We start from the raw sequence: 17,313 nt of genomic DNA, 5'->3' as shown, positions 1-17,313 counted from the left end.
CTGATTAACCTTTATTGAGCAGGCTTAGCTCGGTATTTCTTCCACATCGCTTTTAACGAAGGTCCAATAATGGGTAGGATCAACGTCAGTATCGCAATACCTAAGAATGTCGCTGTAATTGGGCGTGTATACAGGATAGATAAATCACCCTGAGACATCATTAAAGCACGGCGTAAGTTTGATTCTGCCATCGGCCCTAAGATAATCCCGATAACCACAGGAGACATGGAGAAATCAAGCTTAATCATAATGTAAGCGAGTAACCCTGCCCCCATCATCACAAACACATCGATGATGCTATGGTTCACAGAATAAGCACCTACACTACATAATACAAAGATAATTGGTACTAATACGCGACGCGGAACATCCATCACTCGAACGAAGAGTTTCATACATAAGAAACCTAAGATACCGAGGAAAATATTCGCCATCATCAAACCAATAAAGATACTGTTAACTTCAACTGGATTGTCAGTAAAGAGCTGAGGCCCTAATGCCAATCCTTGAACCATAAATGCACCCATGATAATAGCAGTTGCACCATCACCTGGAATACCTAAGGTCATTAAAGGCACCATGGTTCCGCCTGTCACTGAGTTTGCACCGGCTTCTGGTGCAGACACACCTTCTGGTGAACCATGACCAAACTCTTCAGGGTGTTTAGACCAACGTTTTGCTTCGTTATAAGAGATAAATGATGAGATATCTCCACCCGTACCCGGAATAGCTCCAATCGTTGTACCAATAGCAGAAGAGCGTAAATATGTTGGTAATACGCGTTTAAAATCTGCCCACGTTGGTAATACACGGTGAATACGTGCATTAATTTTTTCGTTTTTCTTCTGCTTACGCTCACGGTACTCTTCTTCGAAGCTAATAAGTCCTTGAGAGAAAGCAAACAGGCCAACCAGGATAGGAATAAATGAAACACCACCCATTAAATACACAGTATCAAAGGTAAAACGAGGTCCTGATGTCATCGGATCAAGTCCAATGGTTGCGATTGCTAAACCAATTGCCCCGCCCATTAATCCTTTCACAATCGATTGCGATGATACACTGGTAATAATACTTATGCCAAATACAGCGAGTGCAAAATACTCAGCAGCAGAGAAACCCGTCGCTACTTTTGCCAATTGAGGCGCAATAACAATCAGGGCAATCGTACTAAAGATCCCCCCAAACATAGAGCCCATCGTAGATAAACCCAGTGCTCTTCCTGCTTCACCTTTTTTCGCCATTGGATAACCATCCAATACCGTAGCAGCAGAAGCGGGTGTTCCTGGTGTACTTATTAGTATTGCGGTAATTGAGCCACCATATACGGCACCACAATACATCCCCAATAATAATAAGATCCCTGTCATTCCTTGGAAGGAGTAAGTTAATGGGAGAAGCAATGCAATCCCCATATTCACTGTTAGGCCTGGTAATGCGCCGATAATAATACCCGCGAATACCCCCAACAGGATCATCGTTATCGTTTCCAGACTGAAAACGGCCATTAAAGCGTCTAGTATTTCCATCTCAAAGCTCCTTTACCGCTTACTCAAAAAAGACGGAGGTTGGCAGAGGTGAATTAAAGATAATGTCAAAGAAGACATAAACGGCGGCAACCATTACGACTGGAATAATAACCAGCGCAATAGGCTTTCTTTCATTCATCAACCACATAATGATTGGGATAAGAAGCAATGACGGAATAATAAAACCAAAAAAATACAAGCCAGTTGCATATAGCAGCATAAAAATGCCTAAGCCATAAGCACGCTTAACCGCAGTCGAACTTAAGTCAACAGATTGGTGAACGTGTTTTACTTTTTGCACAATCACACCTATCCATTGAAAAATCCCCAGTAAAACAAATAAGATGGCTAAACCATAAGGCCAGAAGCGCTCTCCTGGTACACCATATTCATCAAACATACTCATATCACGGGAGAGATAGATAATAAGTAGCCCAAAAGCTACTGAAATCGCACCGATGATTGTATTGATTTTAGTCATGTCGGGATCTCCCCGACCCTATCCAGCTTGCGGATAGGGTGGTTTATCATAGAAAGGTTATTTTTTCAGAGTTGCTGAAATTAACTCAGCATACATTTCGTGGTCTTCTTTCATCATTTGGTAAGCATCGTCACCTGTGATGTAAACAGGCATAATACCTTGTTTTTTCAGTGCTTCTTGATATTCAGGTTTTTGAACCACTTCAGAGAATGCACCGACTAACTCTTTCTTCACGTTATCAGGGACATTAGCTGTTGTTGCTAATACAGCCCAAGCACGCATTTTCACGTTAGTGTCTAATTTCAATGCTTCTTTGAAAGTAGGTACGGCTGGGAATAATGGGAAGCGACGCTCATCCATTACACCAAGAACACGTAGAATACCAGCATCAACTTGAGATTTAACTGCACCCGGCGTTGTTAATACGCCATCAAGGTGGTTACCCACTAAAGCAGCGATTGAAGGGCCTGTACCTTCGTTATAAGGGATATGGTTAAATTTAGCCCCCGTGGTACGTTCGATATTAACACCCGCTAAGTGATAAATAGCACCCATCCCTGAGTTACCCACTTTCAGTTTACCTGGGTTCGCTTTCGCGCCATCGATAAACTCTTGTAACGTGGTGTAAGGTGATTCTGCATTAACAACTAGCACCACTGGATCAGCGATAGTTGTTGCGATTGGGGTGAAGTCTTTATAAGTAACTGGTGATTTTCCTTGGTGTGGGAACATCGCAAGTTCAACGGTTGTCATTACTAATTTCGTGCCATCTGGACGCGCATTAGCAACTTCAATCAGACCCGTTAAACCATTACCCGCAGGCTTATTCACAGGAACGAAAATACGTCCAGCCGGCATCACATCTTTTGCAAATTCAATGATAGTACGTGCAGAAGTATCAGTACCACCGCCTGGATTTTTCGGGATGACAACATCAATATTTTTTGTAGGATACGTTAACTGTTGGGCAACTGCGTTCCCCATGCCCAGTGTCATCGTAATCGCCAACGCTGCGAGTAGACTCTTTTTCATAAAACCCTTTCTCCACATTTTTATTGAGTAGCCATTAACTGCTGATAAACAATGTTTTTTCGGTTCCAAGTAAAGGTCACGTGTAGGGTATTGTTTTCAGCAATAATAGCCGGATATGAAAATTCGCCTTCCCCATCGAGTAAATCGAATGGTTCAGACCAAGTACTGCCATTATCGGATGAAAGACTGACAGAGATGGGATAACGACGACTCCAGTTACCTGAATTCGGGTTATACACCAATGCCAGTTGACCATCTGCGAAGGAGACGACATCAATGCCGCTATTATTATTTGGTAATATTGTTGCATAAGCTGGACACCAACTGCGCCCATAATCCGTTGAATCGCTACGATAAATCGTACCGCGCGTACTCCGCATCATGGCATGCACATGCCCAAGCTGGGATTCCCATAGTGTTGGCTGTATCACGCCATCCCATTGAAAAACGCGTTGTAGATCAGTCTCCCATAAGGCATCGTCCTTTAAACCTTGCCAGATTTCATGTTCCGTCTGTTCACCTTTATGATGTTCAATTGGAATATCTACTCGCAACCAGTGTTGACCGTTGTCACTCGAAATATCGACAAACGCATCCCAGAATTGGTCATCCTCAACCGATCCTGGTGCCAACCACTCGCCATTCGACATCACTAACACTTTATTTTTCACAGGACCTCTAGGTGCTACATCACCAGAAACCAATTCACTCGGTAAACTCCAGCTATTTCCGCCATCCTTCGAGATAACGTATTGGGTCGTCCAACTATGTACATCGGGACCCGTTTTATAAAACAGCCAGATATTACCTGTTGATGGGTCAACATGTAAAACTGGATTCCAGTGCGCAACACCCGGATTTTTAACAACAGGCTGAGCATGTTGCCAATGATCACCCTCTTTCATCACTAGCCAGATAGCGGTATTACCGCTACCTTCTTTATCACCAGCGAAAAAAGCGGTTAATAAACGCTCAGAGTTAGGCACACGCACAATCGTTGAAGCATGGCAGTGATTAAAAAGTGAATGTGCATTATCAAGCACAAACTGGGTTTCCTTCATCACGAAAGGCATATTCCTACTCCTGTGTCCTAAATTAATCTAACGAAAGCCACTTCTTCATATTTTCACCCAATGCAGTCATGCTATTGACGGCAGAAGGGAAAAATGAGTTTTCAAACTGACTACTGTTACGGGAACGGCAGACCAGTGTGCTGAAGTTACCAATCAGGCGCTGATGATATTTAGCGCATGCTGGATAATCCAGTGTTTCGGTCATCGCTGCTGTTGATAAATAATCAGCTAACACCGCAGCCTGCTCTGGTTTATCTTTCCAATTCTCATAAAGCCAAACATAAAGCTCTGGATGGAAGTTTGCCATAACACCGCTATATGCCTGACATCCAGCTTGGAATGAAGCTAATAGCGTTTGACTGTTAGCGTTTGCAAGATGCAAACGAGTTCCTTTTGATAATGCCAAACGACGTTCTATCATCGGAAGAGAACAGCACGTATCTTTGATAAAGGTAAAGCGATTACTTTGTGCACACCACTCTACAATCTCTTCAGATAACAAGCGCTTGTAAGGATAAGGGCATTCATAGATACCCAAATCAATCTCTTTTGGCACCACATTGGTTAAGACTTGCAGTGTTTCCATCGCTTTATCATCTGACTCCCCGACAAGAGCCAAGCGATTACTGATCATAATGACGCCATCGACGCCAGTACTCGCCATTGCCTGCAATTGTTCTTTTTGCTGACTTAATGCGGTTGCAGTATGACCAGAAGCAACTACAGGTACTCTTCCATCTGCTTTTTCAACGATAAAACGGGTAATTGCTTGAGTTTCCTCATCACTTAAATAAAACATTTCGCTTGATTGGCAGGCGGCAAATAGTCCATGTACACCAGAATCGATATACCAGTCTACAAGGCGCTCTAATGACGCCCAATCAATCTCCCCTTTGGCATCAAAAGGGGTTAGCATAACAGGCCAAACACCGACGTATTTTTGCTGACTCATCATCAATTCCTTACAGTAAGTTAATGGCATCGCCTGCCACTTTCACTTGGATACCTTGAGTCAGTGCTTGAGCAACGAATGCTTTTAGCACAAACGCCAATTTATCTTCATCAACATAAGCCACAGTAATGTGGTTACTTTGATGTCCCGCCATAAGGTCATCACGAGTTACGCCATCTAACGTACAGTTCAGTAATGGCCATTCGTAGTTAGTTGCTCTACGGCGACGTTCAAATTCTGCTTCAGGTAATTCTACCGCCACACCTGTACCGATATGCATAATCACATCAGTACCTTCATAGTGTGCACGACTCCATAACAAGCGTCCTGCCTTGCCTTGACCCGCGATAGTTGAACCCCCTTTAGGGAAGAACATCGGAGGCTGGCGATAACCTGTTGCACCTTTTAGGCCACCTTTGAGGTGTTCAAAAGGAACAGAGCCTGAAATTTCCATATCCCAGTAGAATGTTCCTTCATACTCACTACCCCAACGAATATCATGTAGTGTAGTTTCAGCCGGTAATCCTAATGATGTTAATAAACGCCATAACATCGTTTGAGGAATAGCCGTACCCATATCCACTTCGTTGATACAAGGAATTGGCGTGTTAGGGCAGATAATCTCGCCGTTTTCATCTGGTAATGGGAAACGCGCGGTCGAACCAATCGCACCTTCAGCAAAGTCAGATGCAGGGCAACAATCTTTTAAGCCCTGCTGATATTGCACACCCACCGCCGTTAAACCAAAACATTTTACGAAACGCGCCATTGCAATCATCATGGCGCACTGCTCCATCACTTGTTCACGAGTGAGTTCAGTTTTGTCATCTTGACCAAACATAAACGTCATCCCGTTATCTTCGTACCACTGTAAACATGCCTCTCTTAATTCTGTCGGTACTTTTGCCATTTCGACCAGTAACGCAGACTGAGAAAGGGATTCAATTGGCATACCAATATTGATCATTGCCTGTTGTGGGAAGACCCCGTTAATCATTCCCATACAGAATGTATCGAACAAACCGATTATTTCTTTATTTTTAATTATGTATTCGCCGACTTTGCGACCTACTTCGCCGGCTTCTGTCGCCATTACCCTGTGTGTTGGCGCAATATCTGTAAGATAGTTAAGCTTATGATTTACATAGCCATATTTTAACCAAGTAGCTAAACCATCTACAAAGAATTCATCATCAAACTCTTCTGACCATAAACGTGAATAATTTTTACCTAAACTGGTCATCGTACCCGCTAAACACAACATGCCCACCAGACCCGGCCATGTACCATCAAAGTTAGCCAGCAGTAAAATAGGGCCACGATGGTGTGCTAAAGAAGAGGCAATATGGTGTGAATATTGCCATGCGGTTAATAACACAATCACTGGTGCATCAGGATCGATTGCAGCAAACATATCGCAACCTTCACGCTGACTGCTGATAAAACCATGACCGCGAGCTTCATTAATCTCATGAGCACGCTTCATTTTGTAACCTTGAGCTTCTAATGCTGTAGCCAGTTTATCTTCAAATTTTTTCTGTACAGGCCAGCAAGTTACGTTTGCAGGCTCACGTAAGTCTGCGTTGGTGACCATCAGGATCTCTTTAGAACCTGCTGTAATGGTCGTTGGTAATTTTGGTAGATTTAAGTTCAACATAAGGTATCCCTGGTAAGGTAAACTCGGTTCATAATCGGAAAAATTAGTGGTCAACAATCTGACATCATTTCGTTATAACGCTGCTGATCTTGATACATCTGCAAATAAACTTGATATTTGGCCTGATGGAAGGCAAACGTGTCGCTATCTGGTGCGATAATGCCACCTTCTCGTACCATTGCGCTGGCAGCTTTAGAGAAATCATCAAAGGCTTTACACGCTACGGCACCTAATAATGCAGCCCCTAAATTCACTGCATCTTCTTCTTGCGCTAAATGAATTTCACGGCCTGTCGCATTAGCATATTCGCGTAGCCACAATGGATTTTTCGTTGCACCACCACACATCACGATGCGATTAATTTGATGTCCAGCATCTTCAAGTGTGTCGATAATATGACGTGTGCCATAAGCAATAGATTGCAGTGTTGCAAGATAATAACGAGCCAATGCAACACGACCACTTTCCAACGTTAATCCGCTTACCATACCTTTTGCGGCAGGATTAGCGCGTGGAGAGCGATTACCATGGTGATCAGCTAAAACATGAAACTGTGCGGTTGGATATTGTTCTGTTTCTTCCAATTCAGCGACAGCTTCATTTAATAAGGCGTAGTAATTCACCCCTTTTTCATTCGCTTCTTGTTCTAATTCAGCCCATGACTCATGACGACGAATAGACCACTCGACTAACGCACCAGCAGCACTTTGACCGCCTTCATTTAGCCATAAGTCTGGTAACATCGCGCCAAAGTAAGGTCCCCAAACACCAGGTACCATAATGGGATATTGACTTACGATCATATGGCAGTTAGACGTACCACTGATAATTGCCAAACTACCTTCAGGTTGTGATGCCGTTAATGCCAACCCACCCGCATGTGCGTCAATAATGCCTGAAGCAACAATGACACCCGTGTGCAAGCCAAACGCATTGGCAACTGACTCATCTAAACAACCCGCTTGTTCACCTAACGCAAGGATGGTTTGTGGTACTTTTTCTAATAATTCATCCAAACCTACATCGGCTAACAAGCTCTCACTAAATTGTCCCTGATGTGCTAAATAGTTCCATTTACAGGTTAATGTACAGGTACTTGCTACATCCCCTGATGTTGCTTTCCAAACTAAAAAGTCAGCTAAATCAAAGAATCGCCATACGTTTTGATAACGCTCTGGATAATGATTTTTTAACCAGAGAATTTTTGGCAACTCCATTTCAATACTCACTTCACCACCGACATATCGCAGTGAAGGATCATTGGTCAGATTGATGGTAACCGTTTCTTGTACAGCACGGTGATCCATCCACATGATGATATCTTGTTCCGCTTTGCCGCTCGGTGAAACAGAAAGCCCTTTGCCATCCTTATCCACAGCAACTAAAGAACAAGTGGCATCAAAGCCAATAGATTTCACATGGATAGGATCAATAGCTGATAACGCCACCGACTCTTTTACAGTCGTGCAAACCTGCTGCCAAATATCGGTAGACGATTGCTCAACGAAATCCGTTTTTGGGCGGAATTGAGCAATAGGGCGGACAGAAAAGCCCAAACGCTTTCCATTGCTATCAAATACCGCTGCACGGACACTGGCTGAGCCAACATCAACGCCAATAAAATATTGTTGTTCCATGCGAACCCTCATCATTTGCTAACGCTATGCTAATTTTTGCTACTTCGAGTTAGCAAGTTAATTCGAGCATGCTGAAAAAACAATCACAATAAGATTAGTTTGTGATGCAGATCTACATAGATAATTTAATATCATGATTTTATTGATAATTTATTTATTTGGCTTTATGCGTTATTTAGATGACATACTGAATCGATTATGTTCGTTATGAAGCTAACGAACATTTAATTAATAAGATAAGTAAAAACACTTATAAAAATAGCAATATTTCGACAATAAATACCCTTTTATAAAAAGATATCTCTCTAATAATAAGAGATATTATTCAAAAAATAATAAAATAAATAAAAACAATAATATTCCTATTGCTATAACGCTCTATTACTTTACTTTTAATAAGTTAATTTAAATTTATATATTCTTTTTTGGAGCATTTAATTATGTTGAAAAATATTGCTATTAGTCTTTCTCTACTGCTTATTTCCTCTTCTACCTTTGCAGCGACATTAGCTGAAAAAGAATTACAACAAAAATTCGAGGAGAATATTCAATCTCGTATTGTTGATTTAAATAAAAGCTGTGATGCCAATATAAAAGTCATGTTTGATTGGTCTGCATTTACTGCTGATGATTTAAAAACAACAGGTATTGATAGTTATTGTAGCGAAGGATTAAAAGGCGTAATTAATACTTGTGAGAGCTCAAAAATAGCACAAGAAACGGTAAAAGAAAAAATACAGAATATTACCTGCTCTAAAGCAACACCACGTAGTATTGAGCTCAAAGAAGGCACGCTGAATTTTGGTATTGATTTCAATGCTGCAAACGATGCAAAAGCGGTTCAAGAACATTTAATGAATAATCTTTAATTTTTGCCAATAAAAGACAGCAGTATTTTACTGCTGTCTTTTATTACTATTTATTGATTAAATAACGGATTGAATTAATTTTTTTGAATAATCCTGCGTGACTTTACCTAGGTTATTTATCTCACACAATTCAATATTTTTACCTTGTAAAAAGAACATCACTTTATCGCAGAAATAAGCCACTGTTTGAATATCATGACTAATAAAAAGATAAGAGAGTGTAAATTCTTCTTTTAACTGTTTTAATAAATCTAATATTTGAACTTGAGTGGGAATATCTAAAGAGCTAAGCGCTTCATCTAATACAATAAGTTTTGGATAAGATGCTAATGCACGACATAAACATACCCGTTGAGCCTGCCCTCCAGAAAGTTCAAATATATAACGTGTATAGCAGCTTTTAGATAATTCTACTTTATCTAAAAAAGCAAAAATAAGTGTTTTCAGTGCTTGAGTGCTAATACTTGGATTAATGATTTTAATCGGCTCAGCAATAATTTCGCCTACCGTTAATGTTGGATTAACAGACGTCATATAATCTTGAAAAACGATACTAATTATACCTTGGCGATGAAGTCGTTTTGTAACGGGCTTATTATTTAAAAAGATGGCACCACTATCAGGTAACTCTAATCCACAAATTAAACGCGCTAACGTACTTTTACCACTGCCACTTTCACCCACTAAACCAAAAGCTTCACTCGAATTAATATTAAAAGAGAGTGAGTCGATAACCTTCACTTTTTCACCAAATAGTGTGTTATTTTTTTGAGTATAGTACTTACTAATATTCTCAACGCTTAATAACATAAACCCTCTTTTATTTGGATAATATTAATCTATTTTTTATTAATCAATTGTTCGAAACGTAATGAAAGCTGTCGGCGTGCATTAATTAAATAACGCGTATATTCTTGTGTTGGATGCGATAAAACGGTTATTTTCTCACCACATTCAACCATTTTTCCTTTTTGCATAACTAATATATCGTCAGCAATTTCATTGACTATCCCTAAGTCATGAGAAATAAAAATCAGTGTTGAATGATAAGTTGTGACGACATGCTGGAGTAGTTTTAAAATATCTTGGCGAAGAGGTGCATCAAGCGCCGTTGTCGGTTCATCTGCAATTAATAATTTTGGTGATAAGGCAAGTGCAATCGCAATCATCACACGTTGTAATTGTCCACCACTTAATTGATGAGGAAATGCTTGCATAATAGATTGAAATTGATGAGGAAATACATGAGATAATGCCAACTCAGTTTCTTCTACGGCTTGCTTTTTAGAATAGGAAAAATGGTAGATTAAAGTTTGGCAAAATTGCTTTCCTATTCTCATTAGAGGATCAAAGGCACTCATGCCATTTTGCACAATCACACCTAAAGATGTCCCCAATAAAGCTCGACGTTGAGAAAGCGCCTCATGACTGATTTTCTTTCCATTCAAGAAAATCTCCCCTGACATGACTAATTGTTCAGGTAGTAATCCCATAATGGCTTTACTAATCAAACTCTTGCCACTACCACTTTCGCCTACAATCGCTAATGTACGCCCTTGCTTTATCGAGAAAGAGATATCATCAATCAGTTTTTTTCCGCTTTCTTGATGAGTAATAGAAACGTGCTCAAGCGTCAGTAAGTTGTTCATGCTTTTCTCCTACTGACTGACGATTATCCGGATCAAACACATCACGTAAGAAATCACCCCAAAAATTAAATGCAGTAACAACAAGGGTAATTGCAATGCCTGCGGGTAACATTTGCTCTGGGTGTAATACCATGACATTTTTTGCTTCACTCAACATATTTCCCCATTCTGGCGTTGGTGGTTGTACACCTAACCCTAAAAAGGAGAGCGCCGAGATCATTAAAACAACACTACCAATATCCGTTGATGCTAAGACAATAGTTTCAGCAAACGTTACTGGCAATAAATGACGTCGTAAAATATGACTAGAAGGTGCACCAATCACCTGTGCATATGCAATGTAATTACGATGGGAATATTGGCGAACAACCCCTCTGATCATTCTGGCATACCATGCCCATTTCACTAAAATAACGGCAATTAAGATATTACCAATACCCGGCCCCATTATTCCCACTAACGCTAAGATCATAATTTCTGCTGGGAATGACAAAACCACATCACATAATCGCATAATTAATGTGTCTGTCTTACCATGAAAAAATCCGGCTAACATTCCCATTAACCAACCAATCATTAATGTCACACTCATGGCTAATAAGGCATAAAATACCGTCGTTCTTACACCAAACAATAACCTTGAAAAGATACAGCGCCCTAAATTATCCGTACCCAGCGGGTAATCAAAGCTTATAGGCTTAAATTTCAAACGTATTGAGGTTAATGTGGGATCATGCGGAGCTAACCAAGGGGCGAATATTCCTGCAATAACCACAATCATAATCACCAATAAACACAGTTGCGCACTTTTATCTTTTCCGAGTCGTTGCCAAAAAATCCGCCACATCATTATCTCCTTAGCCGTGGATCTGCCATCATTTGAATGACGTCCATCAGAAAATTAAAAAAGAGAAATAACAGTGACATCAATAAAATATAAGCTTGTATCATCGGATAATCACGACCAAATATAGCGCTGATACATAGTCGCCCTATTCCCGGCCAAGCAAAAATATTCTCAATCACCACCGTACCAGCAATAAGCTTTGGAATACTCATCCCTAAAGCCGTTAAACTGGAATACAGCGAATTACGTAAAATATGGCGACGCAAAATAAGATTATCAGGTAATCCACGCGCTTTGGCATAAAAGACATAAGGCTGATGCCATTGATTTAACATCGCACCGCGTAATAACCGTAAATAAGTGCCGATATACCCTAAAGAGAGCGCCAGAGCAGGCAAAATAACAGACTGAGGCGATAGCATCCCGCTGACAGGCAACCAATCCAAATAAACAGCGACTCCCCAAATTAATAGCAATCCTAACCAATAATTAGGAATAGCCGTTAAAATAAACACAATGAAACGGATGCATTTATCCGTAAAACTTTGAGGTTTAGCCACACACCATAATGCTAAAGGGAGTGTCAGAATAATCGTAAAGAATAGCGCGGTTGAAGCTAGCCAAAGTGTTGGAGGTAACGCCCTTAACATCTCTTGAATAACAGGGGTTCTTGTAAGAAAAGAGGTACCAAAATCGAGTTGCAAACCCGCCATTAACCACAAAAAGTAACGCGTAAAAAAAGGCTTATCTAACCCTAATTCATGGCGCATGCCTTCAATGGCTTCGGGTGTGGGGACTATTTCATTGACGCGTAGCGCGACTTCCGCAGGATCAGACGGAGCTAATTCCAACAGAATAAAGGCAATAAATGAAATGATCAGTGCCAGTGGGAAGATAGCCAGCACTCTCCAGAATATATAACGTAGCATAAGATTTGATCAGTGAAGCACGTTGATATTACGTGCCTCACTTATTTTGGTTAATCTCATTGATGCATTAATTAAGGCTTAAAGCGCATCTTTTCAAACGGTATTTCATATTGAGATGGATTAAAGCCCACATTTTCTAATTCACTACGATGGATAGCCTTAGTACGTGAATAGGTTAACGGAATATAGATCGCTTGCTCGGCTAATGACGTAAACAAGTTTTTATAGAGTTCCTGACGGCGCGCTTCATTAGGTGTAATTAATAACTCGCCAATCATTGCATCCAATTGGACTTTATTTGCCAACCCTTTTTGCCCTTGATAATCTGCGTGAGCTGGTATTCTAAATGATGAAACAAAAGAAGCGGGATCGTAAGGCGTTCCCCATGACAGTGAATATTGTAAATCAAAATCACCATTTTTTTGTCTATCTAAATAGGCTTGTTTCTCTTCACCTAAAATCGTTAAACCGACACCAATCTTTTTAAAATCATCTTGAATAAGTTCAGCTATCTCTTTCTCAACGGCATTATTCACATTATAAGAGAGCAATAGCTGTAATTTCTCACCTTGTTTCTCACGAATAGCTTTACCTTTTGGTAATACCCAGCCTTCGGCTTCTAATAGTTCAATCGCTTTTGTTGGTTGATAAGCATAAGTTGGAGAATCAAAATCACAGTAAGGCACACTGCGCGCCATTAAAGTATCAGCGATTTTTTCGCTACCCGCTAAAATACCTTGTGCAATCCCTTCTTTATCAACCGCATATTGTAATGCTTGGCGGACTTTTTGGCTGGATGTCATTGCACGACTACTATTGAGCACAATTGCGCGAGAAGCGATCGGTGCGCTCATTTCAGTTTTGAATTTATCTGACGCCATAAGAGCTTCAAATGAATCCATATCTAACATGTCGCCATCTGCACCAAAAATAAGCTGAATATCCCCTTTTTGTAGAGAAAGTAACATAGTTTGTCTATCGGGGATCACTCGCCACATTACGCCATTTAATACCGGCTTCTCTCCCCAATAATTTGGGTTAACTTTAAACTCAGCATATTGATCTTTTTTATGCTCAGTTAATACCCAAGGCCCTGTACCAATATAGTTCGCAACACCCATTTTTGTTTTGCCATTAATAAAAGAATTTGGCGAAATAAAGCGGAATGGGCGAGTTAAACCTAATTCGGTTAATGTTGGGTAGTAAGGGTTTTTTAGATTTAATTTAACCGTGAATTCATCAACAATTTCAACACTATCAATCTGACGAACTAACTCTAACCACGCATGTCGTTCATAGTTGTCTAGCACAGCTTCAATATTTAATTTTACTGCTTTAGCATTAAAAGGTTCACCATCGCTAAAAGTCACATCATGACGTAAAAAGAAGGTGTAGCTCTTTCCATCAGGAGAAATATCCCAACGCTCCGCTAAATAAGGTGCAACACCTTTTTCGGTATTTAATACAAGGGATTCAAATACCATGTTTTGAGCCGCCATCTCACCAGAGTAGAGATGCGGGTTAATATCACGAATGTCTTTTGTGCTGGCATAATCCAACATATTATTACTTTTATCTGCTAACGCAGGAAAAGCACATGCAAGTGTTAATAATAGTGTTGGGAACACTGAAAATAAGGGCTTCACGTTGTTCTCCTTTAATTATCTATTCTTTGTTTTTGTGCGTGGATCATAAACATCGGTGTGGAGCCATAATTAATCTTTTCTTCTTCGTTCCACACAAAATCACCAATGCGAGTATCTATCATATATCGACTAAAACCGACTTCTAACAGGGTATTAATATCCCATTGAGGGCGTTTAATTTGACTTAACGGTAATTGGCGAGCAATTCGTTCCATCTCTTTGGTATCTGTATTGACGTAGTGATCTTCAACTTGCTTTTCAATTGAACGCTCTCTATCTGCCACAAAACCTTGCCAGTAATTTTCATCAAAAAGATGTAAATACCAATTAGCATCAAAATTAATCAAACTACCACCTAGTTTTAATACACGAAACCACTCTGAATACGCTTTTTGAGGCGCTTTTAAATTCCATGTCACGTTGCGACTCACCACTAAATCGAATTGTTCACTGGCAAAAGGCAGTTGGTGTACATCACCGCGAATAAATTGAATATTTGCCTGATGCGTTTGCGCATTTTGTTTGGCTTCCAGCAACATGCCCTCAGTTGCATCAATTGCCGTGACATCATGGCCTGATAACGCTAATAAAATGGCAAAAAAACCAGGCCCCGTACCAATATCAAGCACTTTTAAGGTTTCACCTTCTTTGATATGCCCCAATAACAGATGACGCCATTTCTGTTGTTTCTCGCTCAGCAATTCCTGTTGATTAGACTCACTATAACTTTCAGCTCTGATATTCCAGTAGCGAGTTACATCATTAAGTAATTGGTTATTATTTATTTTATTTGTCATCAGAAACCTGCTGTTATATCAACGTAAAAAGAGGAATGAATTCCCCTAAAAGCGAATGATTTGGCTATTTTTTAGTGTGGGTAACATACCTTGTAACGCCTTGATGCTCTATGTGCTATATCAATATTCACCAGTACTCAATAAGAGAGAACGGCCAATTTGCGATCTTTATCTTTAACATAAATGCGCATCCTAATGGGAGTGGAGATAAATAAGCAAATGAATTATTTCCCCCTGTTAAAATAGAGAAATAAATTGAGCGGATTTAGAAATAAAATTTAATTTTGTCTTATATTAAAAAAGTGAACGCTTTAATTTCACCTTTTTTATAAAACCGTTATAGTCAATAATATTGCTATCTTAATTTGCTTTCTTTAACCGAATATAGCCGTCACATAAGGCTCTCTAAAATATGAATCGAATCTCACGATTAACGGCTGATATTACCCGCGCCGATTTTGCCTTAACGCACCAACAGCAATTACTTCAATTGCTAACTCAACACTTTCCGACTAAGTATCGTTCTCTATTTGCGACGCCAGAGAAAAAGTCGGATGACGTGATTGAGTGGTATTCTCCTGTTTCTGGTAATCCTATCGCCTTAACGTCGTTACAAGGACAAGAGCAGCAAGAAATAAGACGTATTTTAGATGAACGCCTTAACGATATTAAAACGCAAACGGCGCTATTAGCATCGCAAAATAGAATTACGGATGAAGAGCGCCATCTTTTAGATACAGCATCGACGCTACCTGATAGCGAAAGTGTCTATATTATTAATGGGCAACCCGTTATTACATGGTGGCCACGCACAACACCATTACCGCCACCTATTGCACAAGTCACCGCAGGCGCAAGTGCCGCAGCTGCGGGTGCCGCGCTTGCCGATGTACCCGCCAAAACACGTAATCGCTGGTTACGTTGGCTATTACTCTTCTTATTCTTGCTGTTTTTAATTTTATTGGCGTCTTGGTTAAAAGGCTGTTTTGATCCGAAAGCGGTTCCTCCTGTGGTTGAAGAGAAACCTGCCGTTGTCATACCGCCAAAACCAGAGCCTGTTCCTGAGCCAGAGCCAATCCCTGAACCCGTTCCAGAACCTATTCCTGAGCCTATTCCTGAGCCTGTACCAGAACCTGCACCAGTGCCCAAGCCTGTGCCAGTGAAAAAACTCACTCCATTAGAAGCTTGTGTACAAGATGAATTGAAAAAAGCGGGTGTGACAGAGAAAGCCGCAAATACAACCTGTGAAAATCGCTTAGCCAGTAAAATTAAACAAATGTGCCCCGCAGATCGCCCAGCGGAACTTGCACCTCAAGTGATCCTTATCTTTGATGCCTCTGGTTCTATGGCGCTGAGCATGAATTTAACGGAGAGTGATTTAGACTATATCGCTTCAACTGGACAACTTTTCCCAGGTTATGATGCCGAACCTCGACGGATCACAACCGCAAGAAACGCAGCAATAAAAATCATTAATAACATTCCGTCAGATATGAAAATTACCACCGTTGTGGCATCTGACTGTGGTGTTGTGAAATCAAGCCCTGCTTATGGTGGTAATGAGAGATCAAAATTACTCAGTTACATTAAACGTATTGAGCCCGATAGTGGCACACCATTAGCCGAGTCTATCAAGCGTGCAGGTAATTTAATTAAAGGCAATAATCATGACACCATTATTGTATTGTTATCAGACGGTTTAGAGTCTTGCGATCAAGACCCTTGTGCCGCAGCCAGAACCTTAAAGCGCGCTCACCCTCGCGCCGTCATTAATGTGGTGGATATTTTAGGTACTGGTGCAGGTAACTGTGTGGCAAATGCCACTGGCGGTAAAGTCTTCACGGCGCGTAATGCGAATGAAGTCAGTTTAATGACTCGAAAAGCGATTGAAGATTATATTCCAAAGAACTGTAAATAATGATTGATTACTGTTTCTAATATTTAACTCACCCTCTTTGGTTTCACATTGAGGGTGAATTTTTTTCACGTATTACGTGTATTTTATTATTATATTGAAGTTCACAAGCTCTATATCTTATCTATTTAAGAGCATTCCTTAATTAGGTATTTTTTTCCTTTTTTATTTCCTCATTATTCAGAATAAACCTATTTTGTGATTATTATCACAACAGTTAGATGATCATTAATAGTTTATTCTTTTATATTTTGTCTTTTTTTTCTTCTATTTCATTATTTTTTAATGTAAAACTCAATA

General features: G+C 40.2%; 15 protein-coding genes. 2 read left to right on the top strand and 13 right to left on the bottom strand.

Annotation, left to right across the window (positions count from 1 at the left end):
- Positions 1-11: 11 nt before the first annotated feature.
- The 7 genes from JEP71_RS11835 to JEP71_RS11805 are packed head-to-tail and all read right to left on the bottom strand — an operon-like array spanning position 12 to position 8,361.
- On the bottom strand, positions 12-1,529 hold the full coding sequence (locus JEP71_RS11835) for a tripartite tricarboxylate transporter permease (RefSeq protein ID WP_198626287.1): 1,518 nt from the start codon (positions 1,527-1,529) through the stop codon (positions 12-14).
- Positions 1,530-1,548: 19 nt separating this feature from the next.
- Positions 1,549-2,010, bottom strand: a complete 462-nt coding sequence (locus JEP71_RS11830) for a tripartite tricarboxylate transporter TctB family protein (RefSeq protein ID WP_109373714.1) — start codon at positions 2,008-2,010, stop codon at positions 1,549-1,551.
- Between the two features lie 57 nt (positions 2,011-2,067).
- Positions 2,068-3,042, bottom strand: coding sequence for a tripartite tricarboxylate transporter substrate binding protein (locus JEP71_RS11825; protein WP_232797607.1), 975 nt, complete (start codon positions 3,040-3,042; stop codon positions 2,068-2,070).
- 20 nt (positions 3,043-3,062) lie between these two features.
- Entirely contained in the window at positions 3,063-4,115 is a 1,053-nt protein-coding gene (locus tag JEP71_RS11820) for a sialidase family protein (protein ID WP_198620100.1), read from the bottom strand.
- 22 nt (positions 4,116-4,137) lie between these two features.
- Positions 4,138-5,067 (bottom strand): dihydrodipicolinate synthase family protein, encoded by a 930-nt coding sequence (locus JEP71_RS11815; protein ID WP_198626286.1) that lies wholly within the window; start codon positions 5,065-5,067, stop codon positions 4,138-4,140.
- Between the two features lie 10 nt (positions 5,068-5,077).
- Positions 5,078-6,724: a signal transduction protein gene (locus tag JEP71_RS11810; protein ID WP_198626285.1), complete on the bottom strand. Its 1,647-nt coding sequence runs from the start codon at positions 6,722-6,724 to the stop codon at positions 5,078-5,080.
- 50 nt (positions 6,725-6,774) lie between these two features.
- Positions 6,775-8,361 (bottom strand): FGGY-family carbohydrate kinase, encoded by a 1,587-nt coding sequence (locus JEP71_RS11805; protein WP_109373719.1) that lies wholly within the window; start codon positions 8,359-8,361, stop codon positions 6,775-6,777.
- A 440-nt stretch (positions 8,362-8,801) separates the two neighbouring features.
- Between JEP71_RS11805 and JEP71_RS11800 the strand changes: the two genes are divergently transcribed.
- On the top strand, positions 8,802-9,230 hold the full coding sequence (locus JEP71_RS11800; protein WP_198620102.1) for a hypothetical protein: 429 nt from the start codon (positions 8,802-8,804) through the stop codon (positions 9,228-9,230).
- 57 nt (positions 9,231-9,287) lie between these two features.
- Here JEP71_RS11800 and JEP71_RS11795 read toward each other — a convergent pair whose 3' ends face one another.
- The 6 genes from JEP71_RS11795 to JEP71_RS11770 form a co-directional block, all read right to left on the bottom strand.
- Complete coding sequence (locus JEP71_RS11795; protein WP_198620103.1) at positions 9,288-10,040, bottom strand: ABC transporter ATP-binding protein; 753 nt, start codon at positions 10,038-10,040, stop codon at positions 9,288-9,290.
- A gap of 29 nt (positions 10,041-10,069) precedes the next feature.
- On the bottom strand, positions 10,070-10,879 hold the full coding sequence (locus JEP71_RS11790) for an ABC transporter ATP-binding protein (protein ID WP_198620104.1): 810 nt from the start codon (positions 10,877-10,879) through the stop codon (positions 10,070-10,072).
- The gene (gene opp1C / locus JEP71_RS11785; protein ID WP_109373723.1) at positions 10,857-11,726 is read right to left on the bottom strand and encodes a nickel/cobalt ABC transporter permease; all 870 of its coding nucleotides are present in this window, start codon (positions 11,724-11,726) and stop codon (positions 10,857-10,859) included. Before opp1C ends, JEP71_RS11790 begins: the two co-directional genes overlap by 23 nt.
- Positions 11,727-11,728: 2 nt before the next feature.
- Entirely contained in the window at positions 11,729-12,655 is a 927-nt protein-coding gene (gene opp1B / locus JEP71_RS11780; protein WP_109373724.1) for a nickel/cobalt ABC transporter permease, read from the bottom strand.
- A 71-nt stretch (positions 12,656-12,726) separates the two neighbouring features.
- Positions 12,727-14,301 carry a nickel ABC transporter substrate-binding protein gene (gene nikA, locus JEP71_RS11775; RefSeq protein WP_198626284.1) on the bottom strand — a complete coding sequence of 525 codons (1,575 nt, stop codon included), beginning with the start codon at positions 14,299-14,301 and terminating at the stop codon, positions 12,727-12,729.
- Positions 14,302-14,312: 11 nt separating this feature from the next.
- Positions 14,313-15,098 (bottom strand): class I SAM-dependent methyltransferase, encoded by a 786-nt coding sequence (locus JEP71_RS11770; protein ID WP_198626283.1) that lies wholly within the window; start codon positions 15,096-15,098, stop codon positions 14,313-14,315.
- A gap of 412 nt (positions 15,099-15,510) precedes the next feature.
- Between JEP71_RS11770 and JEP71_RS11765 the strand changes: the two genes are divergently transcribed.
- Positions 15,511-17,016, top strand: coding sequence for a vWA domain-containing protein (locus JEP71_RS11765; protein WP_198626282.1), 1,506 nt, complete (start codon positions 15,511-15,513; stop codon positions 17,014-17,016).
- The last annotated feature ends 297 nt before the right edge of the window (positions 17,017-17,313 follow it).

Origin of the sequence: Proteus sp. PR00224, from assembly GCF_016238105.1 — a bacterium.
Classification (GTDB): domain Bacteria; phylum Pseudomonadota; class Gammaproteobacteria; order Enterobacterales; family Enterobacteriaceae; genus Proteus.
Note: the sequence above shows the minus strand (reverse complement) of the source record. Positions and strands in the feature narration are given on the sequence as shown.